At 66.0% G+C, this 15,762-nt stretch carries 13 protein-coding genes; 11 read left to right on the plus strand and 2 right to left on the minus strand.

Annotation, left to right across the window (positions count from 1 at the left end; translation table 11 throughout):
- Positions 1–15: 15 nt before the first annotated feature.
- The 10 genes from C8C96_RS07605 to C8C96_RS07650 all read left to right on the plus strand — a co-directional run bounded on the left by C8C96_RS07605 (position 16) and on the right by C8C96_RS07650 (position 12,428).
- Positions 16–792, plus strand: coding sequence for an enoyl-CoA hydratase (locus tag C8C96_RS07605; RefSeq protein ID WP_010462523.1), 777 nt, complete (start codon positions 16–18; stop codon positions 790–792).
- 1,009 nt (positions 793–1,801) lie between these two features.
- Positions 1,802–2,539 (plus strand): TetR/AcrR family transcriptional regulator, encoded by a 738-nt coding sequence (locus C8C96_RS07610; protein WP_121941941.1) that lies wholly within the window; start codon positions 1,802–1,804, stop codon positions 2,537–2,539.
- Between the two features lie 28 nt (positions 2,540–2,567).
- Positions 2,568–3,497: an SDR family oxidoreductase gene (locus C8C96_RS07615; protein WP_121941942.1), complete on the plus strand. Its 930-nt coding sequence runs from the start codon at positions 2,568–2,570 to the stop codon at positions 3,495–3,497.
- The gene (locus C8C96_RS07620; protein WP_121941943.1) at positions 3,494–5,107 is read left to right on the plus strand and encodes an acyl-CoA carboxylase subunit beta; all 1,614 of its coding nucleotides are present in this window, start codon (positions 3,494–3,496) and stop codon (positions 5,105–5,107) included. Before C8C96_RS07615 ends, C8C96_RS07620 begins: the two co-directional genes overlap by 4 nt.
- Positions 5,108–5,130: 23 nt before the next feature.
- Complete coding sequence (locus C8C96_RS07625; RefSeq protein WP_121941944.1) at positions 5,131–6,261, plus strand: DNA alkylation repair protein; 1,131 nt, start codon at positions 5,131–5,133, stop codon at positions 6,259–6,261.
- A gap of 53 nt (positions 6,262–6,314) precedes the next feature.
- The gene (locus C8C96_RS07630) at positions 6,315–7,493 is read left to right on the plus strand and encodes an acyl-CoA dehydrogenase family protein (RefSeq protein ID WP_121941945.1); all 1,179 of its coding nucleotides are present in this window, start codon (positions 6,315–6,317) and stop codon (positions 7,491–7,493) included.
- Position 7,494: 1 nt separating this feature from the next.
- Positions 7,495–8,304 carry an enoyl-CoA hydratase/isomerase family protein gene (locus C8C96_RS07635; protein ID WP_121941946.1) on the plus strand — a complete coding sequence of 270 codons (810 nt, stop codon included), beginning with the start codon at positions 7,495–7,497 and terminating at the stop codon, positions 8,302–8,304.
- A gap of 109 nt (positions 8,305–8,413) precedes the next feature.
- A complete protein-coding gene (locus C8C96_RS07640; RefSeq protein WP_121941947.1) occupies positions 8,414–10,348 on the plus strand; it encodes a biotin carboxylase N-terminal domain-containing protein in 1,935 nt (644 codons plus the stop codon).
- Entirely contained in the window at positions 10,345–11,517 is a 1,173-nt protein-coding gene (locus tag C8C96_RS07645; protein ID WP_121941948.1) for an acyl-CoA dehydrogenase family protein, read from the plus strand. Before C8C96_RS07640 ends, C8C96_RS07645 begins: the two co-directional genes overlap by 4 nt.
- 14 nt (positions 11,518–11,531) lie before the next feature.
- Complete coding sequence (locus C8C96_RS07650; protein WP_121941949.1) at positions 11,532–12,428, plus strand: 3-keto-5-aminohexanoate cleavage protein; 897 nt, start codon at positions 11,532–11,534, stop codon at positions 12,426–12,428.
- Between the two features lie 92 nt (positions 12,429–12,520).
- Here the strand turns inward: C8C96_RS07650 and C8C96_RS07655 are convergent, their stop codons facing one another.
- Positions 12,521–12,778, minus strand: a complete 258-nt coding sequence (locus C8C96_RS07655; RefSeq protein ID WP_147455655.1) for a hypothetical protein — start codon at positions 12,776–12,778, stop codon at positions 12,521–12,523.
- Positions 12,779–12,982: 204 nt separating this feature from the next.
- On the opposite strand from C8C96_RS07655, the gene C8C96_RS07660 reads away from it, so the two are divergent.
- Positions 12,983–13,558, plus strand: a complete 576-nt coding sequence (locus tag C8C96_RS07660; protein ID WP_121941951.1) for a hypothetical protein — start codon at positions 12,983–12,985, stop codon at positions 13,556–13,558.
- Positions 13,559–13,573: 15 nt separating this feature from the next.
- Here the strand turns inward: C8C96_RS07660 and C8C96_RS07665 are convergent, their stop codons facing one another.
- Entirely contained in the window at positions 13,574–15,745 is a 2,172-nt protein-coding gene (locus C8C96_RS07665; protein ID WP_121941952.1) for a 3-hydroxyacyl-CoA dehydrogenase NAD-binding domain-containing protein, read from the minus strand.
- Positions 15,746–15,762 lie beyond the last annotated feature (17 nt).

The raw sequence follows: 15,762 nt of genomic DNA on the forward strand, positions 1-15,762 counted from the left end.
GGAACCCTTACCACCATGACCGAAGCCACCCAAGACATCCTTGCCCACACCGAAGCAGGCGTGACCACCATCACCTTCAACCGCGTGGACAAGAAGAACTCCATCACGCGCGACATGTACGCCGCCATGGCCGATGCGCTCGATGCCGCCAAGGCCGATGCCAGCGTGCGCGTGGTGGTGTTCCAGGGCGACGTGGCCATCTTCAGCGCGGGCAATGACATTGGCGATTTTTTGCAGCAGCCGCCTGCCACGCAGGACTCGCCCGTGTTCCGTTTTCTGCGCGGCATCGCCACCTTCCCCAAGCCCGTGATCGCCTCGGTGTGTGGCCCGGCCGTGGGCATCGGCACGACGATGTTGTTCCATTGCGACCTGGTCTATGCGGGCGACAACGCGGCGTTCTCCATGCCGTTCGTCAATCTGGGCCTGTGCCCCGAGGCCGCATCGAGCCTGCTCGTGCCGCAGATGCTGGGGTATCACCGCGCTGCGGAAGCCTTGCTGTTGGGCGAGCCTTTCATGGCCGAGGCCGCGTTGGAAGTCGGCCTGGTGAACCGTGTGGTGCCGCCGACCGAATGCAATGGCGTCGCACAGGCGCAAGCGAAGAAGCTGGCTGCCAAGCCGTTGTCGTCGCTCATCGAAACCAAGCGGTTGATGAAGGGCGGGCAGACGGCGAAGGTGCTGGAGGTGATGGCGGAAGAGGGCGAGAGCTTTGGGCGCATGTTGCGCGAGCCGGCAGCGCGGGAAGCGTTCTCGGCTTTTATGGAGAAGAGAAAGCCTGATTTCAGCGCGGTTTGATTCGCTAGTTCTGAGGTATTTTGGGCTGCTGACGCTAGTACATAAAGCGCTGGCAGCTATTGTTTTTATAGTTCGTTCTCGCCCCGTCCGTTTGGGTTGAGCCTGTCGAAGCTTTTGTGCGGGTGGCGACTGCATGCCCGTGTGAAGTGCGGGAGCCGGGAGTCGCCCGGCGTGCGAGTAACTTTCTTTTGCTTCGCCAAAAGAAAGTCACCAAAGAAAAGGCGACCCCCAGTCTGCGACCCCTGCGCTTCGCTCCGGGGCAAACCTGCGGCGGGGCGGTTGCGGGGTGCGCCGTGGAACTCGCTTTGCGCTGCGCGCGCCGCTCGGACAACCACGGCGAGTCAGATCACGAAGCATGGGCGCTTCGACGCCCATGCCACCCCACAACCGCCCCGCCGCAGGCGCAGCCAGCAGGGGGTGGACAGCCGAACATCCAAACAACCGAACAGCCGGACATCCATTCGGGCCATTGCTGCGCTCGGCCCAGTTTGCGCAGCGCGTGGCGCGTGCGCCCGCGAGACGGGGCCGAGCGCAGCGCAGCGAAGCAATGGCCCGAGTGGATGTCCCCTACCCGGGTTCCCTTCTGTGCGTGCCGAGAAGCGCAGGGCAGGGGGTGCGTGCGTGTGCCGAAGGACACACGCACTTCGTGCACTGACTTGCCGCAGTTGTTTGAACGGAGCGCGTAGCGCGCAGTGAGTTCTGCGGCGCACCCTCTGTGCGAGCATCGCAGGTTGCCCGGAGCGCAGCGAAGGGACGCGCGCAGTAGGGTCGCCCTTTCTTTGGTGACTTTCTTTCGGCGACGCGAAAGAAAGTTACTCGCACGCCGGGCGACTCCCGGCCTCCACCCTTCGCACAATCACGCCGTTTGATTACAAACACATAGCAAATCAGGTAGTCAATACTGGCGCTTCACCTCAAAAAGCACCCGTAGCAATCACGATCAGACAAGCCATTTATTTTTACAAAGCACTTGCTTGCTAAAAATAAACAGTTTTGCTATCGTGCCTGCATGGATTCACCCGTGCCGCGCACCAGCGCTATCGCCCCCGCTCCCAAGAAACCGCCGGCCCGCACTGGCAGCAAGGCCGTAGCCTCCTCCGACGCCAATGCAGCCACTGTGGAGGCAACCCCTACCCGCCGCCCCCGCGGCCGCCCGCGCAAGACCGCCGAGGAACTCGACGACGGCAACCGCCGCCGCAAGCTCATGGACGGCGCGGCCAAGCTCTTCCGCACCCAGGGCTTCGCCGCCACCAGCACGCGCGACATTGCGGCGGCCGCAGGCATGCACAGCGGCTCGCCCTTCTACCACTTCGAAAGCAAAAGCGCGCTGCTCTACGCCGTGATGAGCGAAGGCATGACCATGGCCACACAAAGTCAGCAGCAGGCACTCGACGCGCTGCCAGCCCAGGCCGCACCGCGCGAGCAGCTGCACACGCTCGTCCGACACCATTTCGAGATCCTGCTCGGGCCCCGCAGCAGCTTCATCCCGGTGATGTTGTACGAGTGGCGTTCGCTCACGCCTGCGCAGCGCAAGGGCATTGCCCGCATCAAGGACAGCTACGAGGCCACCTGGATGCCCGTGCTGGAAGCGCTGGCACAGCAGGGCGCGCTGCAGGCCGAGCCCGGTGTGGCGCGGCTGTTCATCTTTGGGGCGCTCAACTGGGCGGTGCAGTGGTTCTCGCCCAAGAAGGGCAAGTCGCTCGACGCGCTCACCGACGATGCGCTGGCCTTGTTCATCCGTTCATAACAAACAACCCCATCAAGGCAGAGTCACCATGGCCCCCACCGCGCGCAACGCCTACCAGTCTGTGTTTGCTCCGGGCCTGTTCCAGGGCCAGGTGGTGGTGGTCACCGGCGGCGGCTCCGGCATTGGCCGGTGCACGGCACACGAGCTGGCGCAACTGGGCGCGCATGTGGTGCTGGTGGGGCGCAAGCCAGAAAAGCTGCTGGCCGTGGCTGAAGAGATCACTGCCGATGGCGGTGGTGTGTCCTGCGAGGTGTGCGACATCCGATCCGAAGGAGGCGTGGTGGCGCTGGTGCAGCAGATCCTTGCTGCGCAGGGCCGCATCGATGCGCTGGTCAACAACGCGGGCGGGCAGTTCATGTCGCCGCTCGAATCCATCAGCGCCAAGGGCTGGGAGGCCGTGCTGCACACCAACCTCACCGGCGGCTTTCTGATGGCGCGAGAGTGCTACCGGCAGTGGATGGCGCAGCACGGCGGCTCCATCGTCAACATCGTGGCCGACATGTGGGGCTCCATGCCGGGCATGGGGCACAGCGGGGCGGCGCGTGCGGGCATGGTCAGCTTCACCGAAACCGCTGCGCTGGAATGGGCACACAGCGGTGTGCGCGTGAACGCCGTGGCGCCGGGCTACATCGCCTCCAGCGGCATGGACAACTACCCGCCCGAGGCGGCAGACATGCTGCGTGCCATGCCGCGCACGGTGCCGCTCGGGCGCTTTGGCAACGAGGCCGAGGTGTCGGCGGCCATCACCTTTTTGCTCAGCCCGGCAGCCAGCTTCATCAGCGGCACCACGCTGCGGGTGGACGGCGCGCGGCCCCAGGTGCGCATGGGCTGGCCGCAGCGCCCGCCAGGTGCCTCCGCCGCTGCACACCCGGCCGTGCGGCCATTTGACGGCTTTCATCGCGCGCAGGTGCCGCAGGTGTTTGCCCCTTCCCATACCCCCAAGACCGAGGCCGCATGACCGCCGTCTTCACCTCCCGATTCAACCCAGGCAGCGCCGAGGCCACGCAGCGCCGCGCAGCGCTGCAGGCCCGCCTGGATGCCCTGCGCGCGCTGGAAGAGCGTGCCGCCGCCGCCTCGGCCCGGTCGCTGCCCCTGTTTGAAAAGCGTGGCCAGCTGCTGCCGCGCCAGCGCGTGGCGCTGCTGCTGGATGCGGGTGCGCCCTGGCTGCCGCTGTGCACGTTGGCGGGCTACCTGCAGGACGTGAAAGACCCCGAGAGGTCCGTGCCCGGTGGCGGCATGGTCGCGGGCATCGGCTTTGTCAGCGGCGTGCGCTGCATGGTGGTGGCCAGCGATTCGGGCATCGAGGCCGGAGCCATCCAGCCCATGGGCCTGGAAAAGATATTGCGCGTGCAGGAGATCGCGCTGCAAAACCGCTTGCCGTTCATCCACCTGGTGGAGAGCGCGGGTGCCAACCTCATGCGCTACCGCGTCGAAGGCTTCGTGCACGGCGGCACGCTGTTCCGCAACCTCGCGCGGCTGTCGGCGGCGGGCATTCCGGTCATCACCGTGCAGCACGGCTCGGGCACCGCAGGCGGCGCCTATATGCCGGGGCTGTCGGACGTGGTCATCATGGTGCAGGGCCGCTCGCGCGCCTTCCTGGCCGGGCCGCCGCTGCTGATGGCTGCGACGGGCGAGATTGCGACGGAAGAAGAACTGGGCGGTGCCGATATGCACACCGCCGTCTCGGGCCTGGGCGAATACCTGGCGCAGGACGACCGCGAGGCCGTTGGCCTGGCGCGCGATGTGGTGGCGCAGCTGGGGTGGGGCGTAGCCCGGCGACCCAGCGCACCCGGGCCCACGTTGCCCGCCGACGACCTGCTGTCCCTGATGTCTGCCGACCTGCGCCAACCCGTGGACATGCGCGAGGTGATGGCGCGGCTGGTCGATGGCTCGGAGCTGCTCGAATTCAAGGCACGCTACGGCATGGCCACCGTCTGCGCCCAGGGCCACATCCAGGGCCATGCGGTGGGCTTCATCAGCAACAACGGGCCCATCGATGTGGCGGGCGCCAACAAGGCCACGCACTTCATCCAGTGGATGTGCCAGCTGGGCCACCCCATCGTCTACCTGCAGAACACCACGGGCTACATGGTCGGCAAGGATAGCGAGCAGGGCGGCATGATCAAACACGGCAGCAAGATGATCCAGGCCGTGACCAACGCCACCGTGCCGCAGATCACCATCCAGTGCGGCGCCAGCTTTGGTGCGGGCAACTACGGCATGTGCGGGCGAGGTTATGCGCCTCGCTTCCTGTTCACCTGGCCTGGTGCCAAGACGGCAGTGATGGGCGGCGAGCAGGCCGCACGCACCATGCAGATCGTGACCGAGGCGGCGCTGGCGCGCAAAGGCATCATGCCCGACCCGGCCGAATCGCAGGCCCAGTTCGACAAGATCGTCGCCATGTTCGAGGCCCAGGCCGATGCGTTCTACACCAGCGGCCTGCTGCTGGACGACGGCGTGATCGACCCGCGCGACACGCGCGCCGTGCTGGCGTTTTGCCTGGATACCTGTGCCGAGGCGCAGGCGCGCACGCTGCGGCCCCTGAGCTTTGGCGTGGCGCGGATGTAGGCGCTTCGCACGCAATCTCCCCGATGGCCGAGCCTCTCAAGTACCTGCTGAATGACACCGTGCCCCCGCGCATCGCGGCCATGGTGCGTCGCGCGTGGCGCAAGTTCGATACCACCGCGTTTTTGCAGCAGGTAGAGCCCGGCTACGAATCGCTGGAGCTGATGGCGCGCGGCCAGCGCATTGCGCACGCCCTGCAGGCCCACCTGCCGCAAGACGTGCCGCGTGCGCTGGGCGTGCTGGTCGATTCGATGGACCCGTCGATGGGCATCGATGCCGCCGGTGAGCCCGATGCGGGTGACCGCCCCTATAGCGCCTTTTTGTACCTGCCGCACAGCATCTACATCGGCACACACGGTCTGCCGCACTTCGAGGCAGCGATGGCCGCGCAGCACGCGCTCACCCAGCGCTTTACCGCCGAGTTCAGCATCCGCCCCTACCTGCTGCACCACCAGGGCGCCACGCTCGCGCGGCTGCGTGACTGGGCGCAGGACGACAACGCCCATGTGCGCCGTCTGGTGAGCGAAGGCACGCGGCCCCGCCTGCCCTGGGCGCCGCGTTTGCCTGCATTCCAGAACAACCCGCAGCTGGCCCTGCCGTTGCTCGATGCGCTCAAGGACGACCCATCGTCCTACGTGCGCCGCTCCGTGGCCAACCATCTGGGCGACATCGCCAAGGACCACCCCGACCTCGCCGTAGGCACTGCGCGCACCTGGCTGCAGGGCGCGCCCGCCCCGCGTGAAGCCCTGGTGCGCCACGGCCTGCGTTTTCTTATCAAACGCGGCGACGTCGGCGCGCTCGATGCCCTGGGCGTGGGCCATGCCGTGGCGCTGGATGTGCGGGCCGCGCGCGTGCTGCCCGCCTGCGCACGCATTGGCGACAAGGTGCGCATCGAGGTCGAACTGCACAACCCCACGCCCCAGCCCCAGCGCGTGCTGGCGGACCTCAAGGTGCACTACGTCAAGGCCCACGGCGGCGCGGCGCCCAAGGTGTTCAAGCTGCAAACGCTGGACATTCCGCCCGGCGCCACCGTGGCGGTGGGCAAGACGCTGTCGCTGCAGCAGATGACCACACGCACCCATTACCCCGGCGCGCACCAGGTGGAGCTGGTGCTCAACGGGCGACCCCAGCCGCTGGGGCAGTTTCAGCTTTCGTGATCGAGGTTTGCAGGCACACAAACATACAAACGCAACAGCAGGAGACAAGCACCATGCAGTTCACGCACGAGCACCGCGAGATCCAGAAGACCCTCAAGCGCTTCATCGACGAAGAGATCAACCCCCACGTGGACGAGTGGGAGGCAGCCGAGATCTTCCCCGCGCACGAGGTCTTCAAGAAGATGGGCAACCTGGGCCTGCTGGGCCTGTGCAAGCCCGAGGAATACGGCGGCCAGGGGCTGGACTATTCGTACAGCCTCGCCATGGCCGAGGCACTGGGCCACATCCACTGCGGCGGCGTGCCCATGGCCATCGGCGTGCAAACCGACATGTGTACCCCGGCCCTGGCGCGCTACGGCAGCGAAGAACTCAAGCGCAACTTTCTGGCCCCTGCGATTGCGGGCGACATGGTGGGCTGCATCGGCGTGAGCGAACCTGCGGCGGGCAGCGACGTGTCGGGCATCAAGAGCGTTGCGCGCAAGGACGGTGACGACTACGTGATTACCGGCCAGAAGATGTGGATCACCAACAGCCTGCAGGCCGACTGGATGTGCATGCTGGTCAACACGGGCGAAGGCCCCGTGCACAAGAACAAGAGCCTGGTGATGGTGCCCATGCGCGATGGCCCTGGCGGCAAGCTCACCAAGGGCATCGAGGTGGCGCAGAAGATCCGCAAGATCGGCATGCACAGCAGCGACACGGGGCTGATCTACTTCGACGAGGTGCGCGTGCCGCAGCGCTACCGCATCGGCGCTGAAGGGCAGGGCTTCGTCTACCAGATGCAGCAGTTCCAGGAAGAGCGCCTGTGGTGCGCCGCCAGCACGCTCGAATCGCTGAACCACTGCATCCAGTGGACCATCGACTACGCGCAGGAGCGCAAGTTGTTCGGCGCCACGCTGGCCGACCAGCAGTGGGTGCAGTTCAAGCTGGCCGAGCTCAAGACCGAGGTCGAGGCCCTGCGCGCACTCACCTACCGCGCCTGCGACCTGTACGTGAACGGGCAGGACGTGCTGGAGCTGGCCAGCATGGCCAAGCTCAAGGCTGGCCGCCTGAACCGCGAGGTGCCCGACACCTGCCTGCAGTTCTGGGGCGGCATGGGCTACACGCTGGAGAACAAGGTCTCGCGCATGTACCGCGACGGGCGGCTGGCGTCCATCGGCGGCGGGGCCGACGAGGTAATGCTCGGCATCCTGTCCAAGCTCATGGGCATCGCCAAGCGGCCCGTGCACTGACATGGCCGATTCGCTGTTGATCGACCGCGCGCCGCTGGCCAGCGGCTGTGTGGAAACCTGGACGCTCAACGACCCGGCCAGCCGCAATGCGCTGTCCGAGGCGGTGGTTGACGGTTTGATAGCCGTGTGTGAGCGGGCTGCAACCGATGCCGACCTGCGAGGCGTGGTGCTGCGCGGCGCGGGCAGCCACTTTTGCGCGGGTGGCAGCCTGGGCGGCTTTGCCAAGACCATTGGCCAGCCCCTGGCTGCCGGCGAAGCCGACCCGCTGGTGCCCCTGAACCGCCGCTTTGGCGCGCTGCTGCAGGCCCTGTGTGCGCTGCCGCAGTGGCTCATCGTGGCGGTGGAGGGCGCGGCGATGGGGGGCGGCTTTGGGATCGTGTGCTGCGCCGACCATGTGCTGGCCCATACCAGCGCGCAGTTCGCCACGCCCGAGGTCACGCTGGGCATCGTGCCTGCGCAGATCGCGCCCTTTGTGGTGCGGCGCCTTGGCCCGTCTGCTGCGCGGCGGTGTTTGCTGACCGGCGAGCGCTGGGATGCTGCTGCCGCCCTGCGCTTGGGCCTGGTCGATGACGTGGTGGAGGGCGACATGGATGCTGCTGTACGGGCTGCCATCGCACGCCACGCCGCCGCCGCACCCCAAGCTGTAGCCGCCACCAAACGTTTGTTGCTGGCCCAATTTGAGACGCCGTTGCCCGCGCTGCTGGATGACGCGGCCGTGGCTTTTGCGAAAGCGCTGCGCGGGCCCGAGGCGCCGCAAGGGCTGGCGGCGTTTGCTGCGCGCAAGGCGCCGCCCTGGAGTGCGAACTCATGAAGAAAATCCTCATAGCCAATCGGGCTGTTCATGCCGCAGGCATGGCGAAGCAGATTGCCCGTGCACGCGCAGCGTGCTGGCGGGCGATGGAGCCACGAGGGCACAGTCTATGAAAAAGATCCTCATCGCCAATCGCGGCGAGATCGCACGCCGCATCATCCACACCGCCCACCGCATGGGCATCGAAACAGTCGCGGTCTATTCCGACCCCGATGCCAACGCCCTGCACGTGCGCGAAGCCACCCAGGCCGTGGCGCTGGGTGGCGCGGCCAGCGCCGACACCTATCTGCGCATCGACCAGCTGCTGGTCGCAGCCAGAGCCGCCGGCGCCGATGCCGTGCACCCCGGCTATGGCTTCCTCAGCGAGAACGCTGACTTTGCCCAGGCAGTGGTAGATGCGGGCCTGACCTGGATCGGCCCGCCGCCCGGCGCCATCCGCGCGCTGGGCAGCAAGGCCGGGGCCAAGGCGTTGGCCCAGTCGCAGGACGTGCCCTGCCTGCCCGGCTATGCGGGCGACGACCAGAGCGACGAACGCTTTGCCGCCGAGGCTGCGCGCATCGGAACGCCTATCATGGTCAAGGCCGTAGCGGGTGGGGGAGGGCGTGGCATGCGCCTCGTCACCGACCTGGCGCAGTTGCCCGCAGCACTGGCCAGCGCCCGGTCGGAGGCGCTGGCGGGTTTTGGCTGTGGCGACTTGCTGATCGAACGTGCGCTGCTGCAGCCGCGCCATGTGGAGGTGCAGATCTTTGCCGACGCCCATGGCGCGTGCATCCACCTGGGCGAGCGCGATTGCTCGGTACAGCGCCGTCACCAGAAGATCATCGAAGAGTCCCCCAGCCCCGCCGTGGACGCCGCGCTGCGCGAGCGCATGGGCGCTTGCGCCGTGGCGCTGGCACAGGCCGCTGGCTATGTGGGTGCGGGCACGGTGGAATTCCTTCTGGATGGGGCTGAATTCTTCTTGATGGAGATGAACACCCGCCTGCAGGTGGAGCACCCGGTGACCGATGCGCTCACGGGGCTGGACCTGGTGGAATGGCAAATCCGCGTGGCTCGGGGCGAGCCGCTGCCCCTTACGCAATCGCAGGTGGTCTTGCAAGGCCACGCCATCGAAGTGCGCCTGTGTGCCGAAGACGCGCATTTCCGCCCCCACACCGGCCGCGTGCTGCAGTTCAGCGCGCCGCCCGCCACCGCGTTTGAGCGGGCTGCGCCGGGCGCGCTGCGCTTTGACCATGCGCTGGAGGAGGGGGCAGAGGTCACGCCTCACTACGACGCCATGCTGGGCAAGCTCATCGTGCACGCCCCCACGCGGGCTGAGGCCATCGCCGCGCTGGTGCGTGCGCTGCAGGGCACCCGCGTGCTGGGCCTGCCCACCAACCGCGCGTTTCTGGCGGTCTGCCTGCAGCACCCCGTGTTTGCCAGCGGCCAAGCGCTGGTGCCGTTCCTGACGGAGCATGCCCAGGAGTTGCAGCGGTTGCTATCAAATGATGAGCTATCAGTGCATATTCCTTCGGCGCTATCGGCCATTTTTGCTTCAAATCCGACGTCGGACCTGCCTTGTGCCATGGCCAGGCCCCTGCGGCTGCGCCACCAGGGCGAGGTGCACTCCATTGCCGTGCGCGAGCTGGGCAGTGGGCGGCTGCTGGTGGAGCAGGCCGGGGCAGAACCTGTGACTTTGCAACTGCCCCAGCGCGGTGTGCACTGCGTGGCGGTGGGCCCCCGGCGCTGGCACTGGCAAACCGGCGGCGTGGACGGCTGGGTGGAAGACGCATCGTGGGAACCTGCCGCACGCTCGGGCGCCGCTGCTGGCGCCACAGAGCTGCGCGCGCCCTTCAACGGCAAGGTGGTCGCGCTGCCCGTGGCAGTAGGCCAGGCGCTGGCGGCGGGCGATACGGTGGTGGTCATCGAATCCATGAAGCTCGAACACAGCCTGGCCAGCCCCGCAGCCATCACGCTGGCCGAGTTGCTGGTAGCGCCCGGCCAGCAGGTGTCGCCCGGCCAGGTGCTGGCCCGCTTTGCACCCGCCATGCAAGGAGCGCCCGCATGACCGTCACGTCCGACGCGACCCCTGTGAGCAACGAAGACCGCACTGCCCTCACCGACACCGTCACCCGCTTTGCCCGCACCGAGATCGCGCCGCATGTGGGCGCGTGGGATGCCGCCGGTGAATTCCCTCGCAGCCTGTACCGCCGCGCGGCCGACCTGGGCCTGCTGGGTCTGGGCTACCCCGAGCAGTACGGCGGCACGCCTGCCAGCTACGCCTTGCGCATGCCGCTATGGCGCGCACTCAGCCGCCACGGCGCCAGCGGCGGCGTGCTGGCCAGCCTGCTGTCGCACAACATCGGTCTGCCGCCCGTGCTGGCGCATGGCAGCGACGCTGTGCGCGCTGAGGTCATTCCACCGGTGCTGGCGGGCGAGCAGATTGCCGCACTGGCGATTACCGAACCCGGTGGCGGGTCCGACGTAGCCCAGCTCAAGACCACCGCGCGGCGCGAGGGCGATGAGTACCTCGTCAACGGCGAAAAGGTGTTCATCACCTCTGGCATCCGCGCGGACTGGATCACGGTGGCTGTGCGCACTGGCGACGCTGGCAGCAAGGGCAGCGGCGGCATATCGATGCTGCTCATGCCTGGCCACAGCCCAGGCCTGTCGCGCAGCAAGCTCGACAAGATGGGCTGGCTCTGCTCCGACACCGCCCACCTGCGCTTCGACAATGTGCGCGTGCCCGCCCGCTACCTGCTGGGCGAAGAGGGCGCGGGCTTTCGCATCATCATGGCCAACTTCAACGGCGAGCGCTTTGGCCTGGCCGCATCGGCCCTGGGCTTTGCCGAGGCCTGCTACGACGAAGCCCTGGCCTGGGCCCGCCAGCGCAAAACCTTTGGCGCCGCGCTGGTCGAGCACCAAGTCATCCGCCACAAGCTGGTGGACATGCAGATGCGCATCCAGTCCACCGCTGCGTGGTGCGAGTCCGTGGCCGCGCAGGCCGACGCGGGCCGCACCGGTCCCGAGTGGGTAGCGCAGGTGTGCCTGCTCAAGAACCACGCCACCCAAACCATGCAGTTCTGTGCCGACCAGGCCGTGCAGATCCTGGGCGGCATGGGCTTCATGCGCGGCACCGTCAGCGAGCGCATCTACCGCGAGGTCAAGGTCATGATGATCGGCGGCGGTGCGGAAGAAATCATGAAAGACCTGGCTGCCAAGCAGCTCGGCATTTGAAGGAGACACGCCCCATGCACAGCACCGACCACGGCAACAAAGCCATCATCACCTGCGCCATCACCGGCGTGCTGACGGACCCCGGCCAGCACCATGTGCCCGTCACGCCCGAGCAACTGGCAAAAGAGGCCCGCCGCGCCTACGACGCAGGCGCCGCCGTGGTTCACGTGCACTTTCGCAACCAGGAGCCCGGCAAAGGCCACCTGCCCAGCTGGGACCCGCAGGTGGCGCGCGACTGCGTGCAAGCCATGCGCGAGGCCTGCCCGGGTTTGATCATCAATCAGACCACCGGCGTGGTCGGCCCCAACTACCAGGGCCCGCTCGATTGCCTGCGCGCTACCCGCCCCGAGATGGCCGCGTGCAACGCCGGCTCGCTCAACTACCTGAAGGTGCGCAGCAACGGCACCTGGGCCTGGCCGCCCATGCTGTTCGACAACCAGCCCGCCAAGGTCAAGGACTTCATCGACGTGATGCTGGAGACCGGCACGCTGCCCGAGTTCGAATGCTTCGACGTGGGCATCGTGCGCTGCGTGGAGATGTATGTGCAGACCGGCATGTACACCGAGCGCCTGCCCGAATACAACTTCGTGATGGGCGTCGAATCCGGCATGCCCGCCGACCCGGACCTGCTGCCCATCTTGCTCAAGCTAAAAATCAAGGACGCCCCCTGGCAAGCCACCGTCATCGGCCGCAGCGAGATCTGGCCCGTGCACCAGCGCGTGGCCGAACTGGGCGGGCACCTGCGCACGGGGCTGGAGGACACGTTCTATCTGCCGGATGGGACCAAGGCGGATTCGAACGGGCCGTTGATTGAGAAGCTGGCGGAGTACGCGCGCAATGCGGGGCGGGAAGTGGCTTCGCCGGAGGAGGCGCGGGGGATGTTGGGGTTGAAGGCTGCGGGCATTCAGTGAGCGGGAATAGCGCCCAGCGCCGCAGCTTGGGTTAGCTAGTAGCGCCAGTTGACACTTTACCCAGCGGCGGAGTGGTCTCGGGTAGCGCTGCGTTAACTCTGCGAAGGGTCAGGACACACCCGCCGCGCAAGAAGCCAGACGACTACAAGGCTCAAAGCTGCCGATAGCGAGAATCCGTAAATCACCACCATCCGAGAAAAGCGATGCCTTCCCCAATGAGCGTCTTCGTTGGTTTGGATGGCGCGTTTGTATTCGTTCAACTCACTGATCTGCGCAGGAGTCAACTGGTCGCGGTGTACATAATTTCTGTCGATGTTTTCGACCATCCCAATGGTGTCCGTCTTGATCATGGGAGAGTGAAACACCATGAACACGCCCGCTACACAGAAAGAGAGAACTGCTTGGCCAATGAGTACGCAAACGAGCTTCTTCACTATTTGTGGTGTCATCTCTACTGAGCATTTAAGGTGGCTGAGTACGCAGGACCGTAACGAGTCCGTTCGAACTGGAAAAATCACATGAACGTCTTCTACAGCTGGTGAAGGGGAAAGTCCGTGACGCAGTCCTCCTCGGTCCTCAAGGGATTTGCCGCGCTGTCGTATCGTGACCCCGCGGTAGTTCTGCGTGAACTCCGCCAGATCGAGGCACAAATGGTAGGCGCAAACTTGTCCCCACAAGTCCGCAATCTACGAACCAACGGCTTGAAGCACATACGCGAGTTCCGCCATGCTGCGCTTTTTTGCCATGGCATGTCCCTGCGTCTGGGGCACCAGGTTTTGTTTTCCCCCGTGGAATCAAGTGACTATGACTTCGTTGCCACATGGCGGACTGCTGATGCTCAGCACTTTGCGCGAGTGCAACTCAAGGAGTTAGTGCCCGCGCATTTGAACGAAGGTGCAACTGTCCAGGCATTGGTCGATGGTTTGAGCAAATATTCCGGCGATGACCTGATAGTTGCTATCTTTCTCAACAGAGAGGGCCGTTTCTCTCTGGAGGAGGTTGTGTTTCCCGCCCTGCACATTGCAGAGTTGTGGTTCGTGTTCGCAACAACCCCAGACCAACATATGTGGCAGTTGGTCGGGGATGCATTGCGGGAGCCTGAAGTTAGCTCCTTCAGGTATCCGACTTGAAGGGCCCTGGTTCAGTCAATAGCGTGGCTGAAATTCGCGGATGGCATCTCGGACTTTTGTTTCTAACGTGAACCCCGCTCCATACTTCGCCGCCAGTTCATCCGCACGCTTCAGGAACGCCTCAACACCCGTTCCATAAACGAACTGCATCGCCCCTCCCGTCCACGCCGGAAACCCTATCCCAAAAATCGACCCGATGTTCGCGTCATGCACGCTGGTCAGCACTCCCTCGGCCAGGCAGCGCGCGGTCTCGATGGCCTGGCGGTAGAGCAGGCGGTCCTGAATCTCCTGCACGCTCCACTCCACGCCGGGCTTTTCGAACAGCGTTTTCAACTCCGGCCACAGGTGCTTCTTGGCGCCTGCGGGGTAGTCGTAAAAGCCGCCGCCACCGGCGCGGCCAGGGCGCTTCAGTTCCTTGACCATGCGTTCCACCAGCAACTCGCCAGGCGTGGCGGTGTAGGTCTTGCCTTCGGCCGCGTAGTCGGCGCGGGTCTGGTCCAGCACATGCACGCTCAGGGTCAGAGCGGTTTCGTCGAGCACGGCCAGGGGGCCTACGGGCAGGCCGGCCTGCATGGCGGCGTTTTCAATGGCGGCGGCGGGGATGCCTTCGCCCAGCATGGCGGCGCCTTCCATCACAAAGGTGCCAAAGGTGCGGCTGGTGTAGAAGCCGCGTGAGTCGTTGACCACGATGGGCACCTTGCCCAGGGCCTGCACGTAGTCGAAGGCGCGGGCCACGGTTTCGTCATCCGTCTGTTTGCCGCGGATGATCTCCACCAGCTTCATCTTGTCCACGGGGCTGAAGAAGTGGATGCCGACAAACTTCTCGGGCCGGCTGCTGGCCGTGGCCAGGCCACTGATGGGCAGGGTGGAGGTGTTGCTGGCAAAGAAGCCGCCGGGCGCCAATTGCGGCTCGGCCTCTTGCGTGACTTTGGCCTTCAGGTCGCGGCTTTCGAACACGGCTTCGATGATGAGGTCGCAGCCCGCCAGGTCGGCCGCGCTGGCGGTGGGCGTGATGCGCGCCAGCAGCGCTTGCTGCGCCTCGGCCGTCATGCGGCCCTTGTCCACGCGAGCTTGCGTGAGCTTGGCGCTGTAGGCCTTGCCGGCCTCGGCCTTCTCCGCGCTCACGTCCTTGAGCACGGTGGCGATGCCCCGGCTGGCCTGGGCCCAGGCGATGCCCGCGCCCATCATGCCGGCGCCCAGGATGCCGACCTTTTGCGGCTTGTAGCGTGGGGCCGTGCCGGGGCGCGACTTGCCGCTCTTGATCGCGTTCATGTCGAAGAAGAACGTGTTGATCATGTTGCGCGCCACGGGGCCGGTCATCAGGCGGGCGAGGTAGCGGCTTTCGATGCGCAGGGCGGTGTCGTAGTCCACCATCGCGCCTTCGACCATGGCCGCCAGCGCGGCCTCGGGCGCGGGGTAGCGGCCGCGCGTGGTCTTCTTGAGCATGGCGGGCGCTACCGTCAGCGCGCCTGCAATCTTGGGGTTGGCGGGCGTGCCGCCGGACATCTTGTAGTTCTTGTCGTCCCACGGCTGCACGGCGTGTGGGTGGGTGGCGATGTGGGCCAGGGCTGCGGGCAGCAGCTGCTCCCGCGTGGCCACCAGCTCGTGCACCAGTTGCAGCTCCAGCGCTTCGGCGGGGTTGAAGAGCTTGCCTTCCAGGATGTAGGGCTGCGCGCCCATCAGGCCCAGCAGGCGCGTCATCTTGGTCACGCCAGTGGCGCCGGGCATCAGGCCCAGCGTGACCTCGGGCAGGCCGAACTGGATCTTGGGGTCGGCCACGGCGATGCGGTAGTGGGCGACCAGGGCCACCTCCCACCCACCGCCCAGCGCTGCGCCGTTGAGGCAGGCCACCACGGGGATGCCCAGCGTTTCGAGCGTGCGAAAGTGTTTCTTCATGCGCTCGATTTCGCCAAACGCGTTGGGCGCATCGGCGGGTGTGAGGCGCATGGTGGCCTTGAGGTCGGCCCCGGCAAAGAAGCTGGTCTTGGCCGACGCGAGCACGATGCCTTTGAGCGCAGTGCCCAGGCGTTCGCGGTCGCCCAGCACCTGGGCCGTGACCTCGCCCAGCTCTTTCTGCCACTGGCGACACATGGTGTTGACGGGGGAATTGGTTTCGTCAAACGTGATGACGGCGACCTGGCCTTCGGTGCCCTGGGCGGGGATGAGTTCGTAGCGGATGGTTTGCATGATGATCTTGTCTCCTG

The organism is Acidovorax sp. 100 (genome assembly GCF_003688355.1).
In the GTDB taxonomy this organism is placed as follows: Bacteria; Pseudomonadota; Gammaproteobacteria; order Burkholderiales; family Burkholderiaceae_C; genus Acidovorax; species Acidovorax delafieldii.

What these genes read in the sequence shown, in the direction of transcription:
- C8C96_RS07605 (WP_010462523.1), top strand. Translation starts at nt 16, where the DNA reads ATGACCGAAGCCACCCAAGACATCCTTGCCCACACCGAAGCAGGCGTG.
- C8C96_RS07610 (WP_121941941.1), top strand. Translation starts at nt 1,802, where the DNA reads ATGGATTCACCCGTGCCGCGCACCAGCGCTATCGCCCCCGCTCCCAAG.
- C8C96_RS07615 (WP_121941942.1), top strand. Translation starts at nt 2,568, where the DNA reads ATGGCCCCCACCGCGCGCAACGCCTACCAGTCTGTGTTTGCTCCGGGC.
- C8C96_RS07620 (WP_121941943.1), top strand. Translation starts at nt 3,494, where the DNA reads ATGACCGCCGTCTTCACCTCCCGATTCAACCCAGGCAGCGCCGAGGCC.
- C8C96_RS07625 (WP_121941944.1), top strand. Translation starts at nt 5,131, where the DNA reads ATGGCCGAGCCTCTCAAGTACCTGCTGAATGACACCGTGCCCCCGCGC.
- C8C96_RS07630 (WP_121941945.1), top strand. Translation starts at nt 6,315, where the DNA reads ATGCAGTTCACGCACGAGCACCGCGAGATCCAGAAGACCCTCAAGCGC.
- C8C96_RS07635 (WP_121941946.1), top strand. Translation starts at nt 7,495, where the DNA reads ATGGCCGATTCGCTGTTGATCGACCGCGCGCCGCTGGCCAGCGGCTGT.
- C8C96_RS07640 (WP_121941947.1), top strand. Translation starts at nt 8,414, where the DNA reads ATGAAAAAGATCCTCATCGCCAATCGCGGCGAGATCGCACGCCGCATC.
- C8C96_RS07645 (WP_121941948.1), top strand. Translation starts at nt 10,345, where the DNA reads ATGACCGTCACGTCCGACGCGACCCCTGTGAGCAACGAAGACCGCACT.
- C8C96_RS07650 (WP_121941949.1), top strand. Translation starts at nt 11,532, where the DNA reads ATGCACAGCACCGACCACGGCAACAAAGCCATCATCACCTGCGCCATC.
- C8C96_RS07655 (WP_147455655.1), bottom strand. Translation starts at nt 12,778, where the DNA reads ATGATCAAGACGGACACCATTGGGATGGTCGAAAACATCGACAGAAAT.
- C8C96_RS07665 (WP_121941952.1), bottom strand. Translation starts at nt 15,745, where the DNA reads ATGCAAACCATCCGCTACGAACTCATCCCCGCCCAGGGCACCGAAGGC.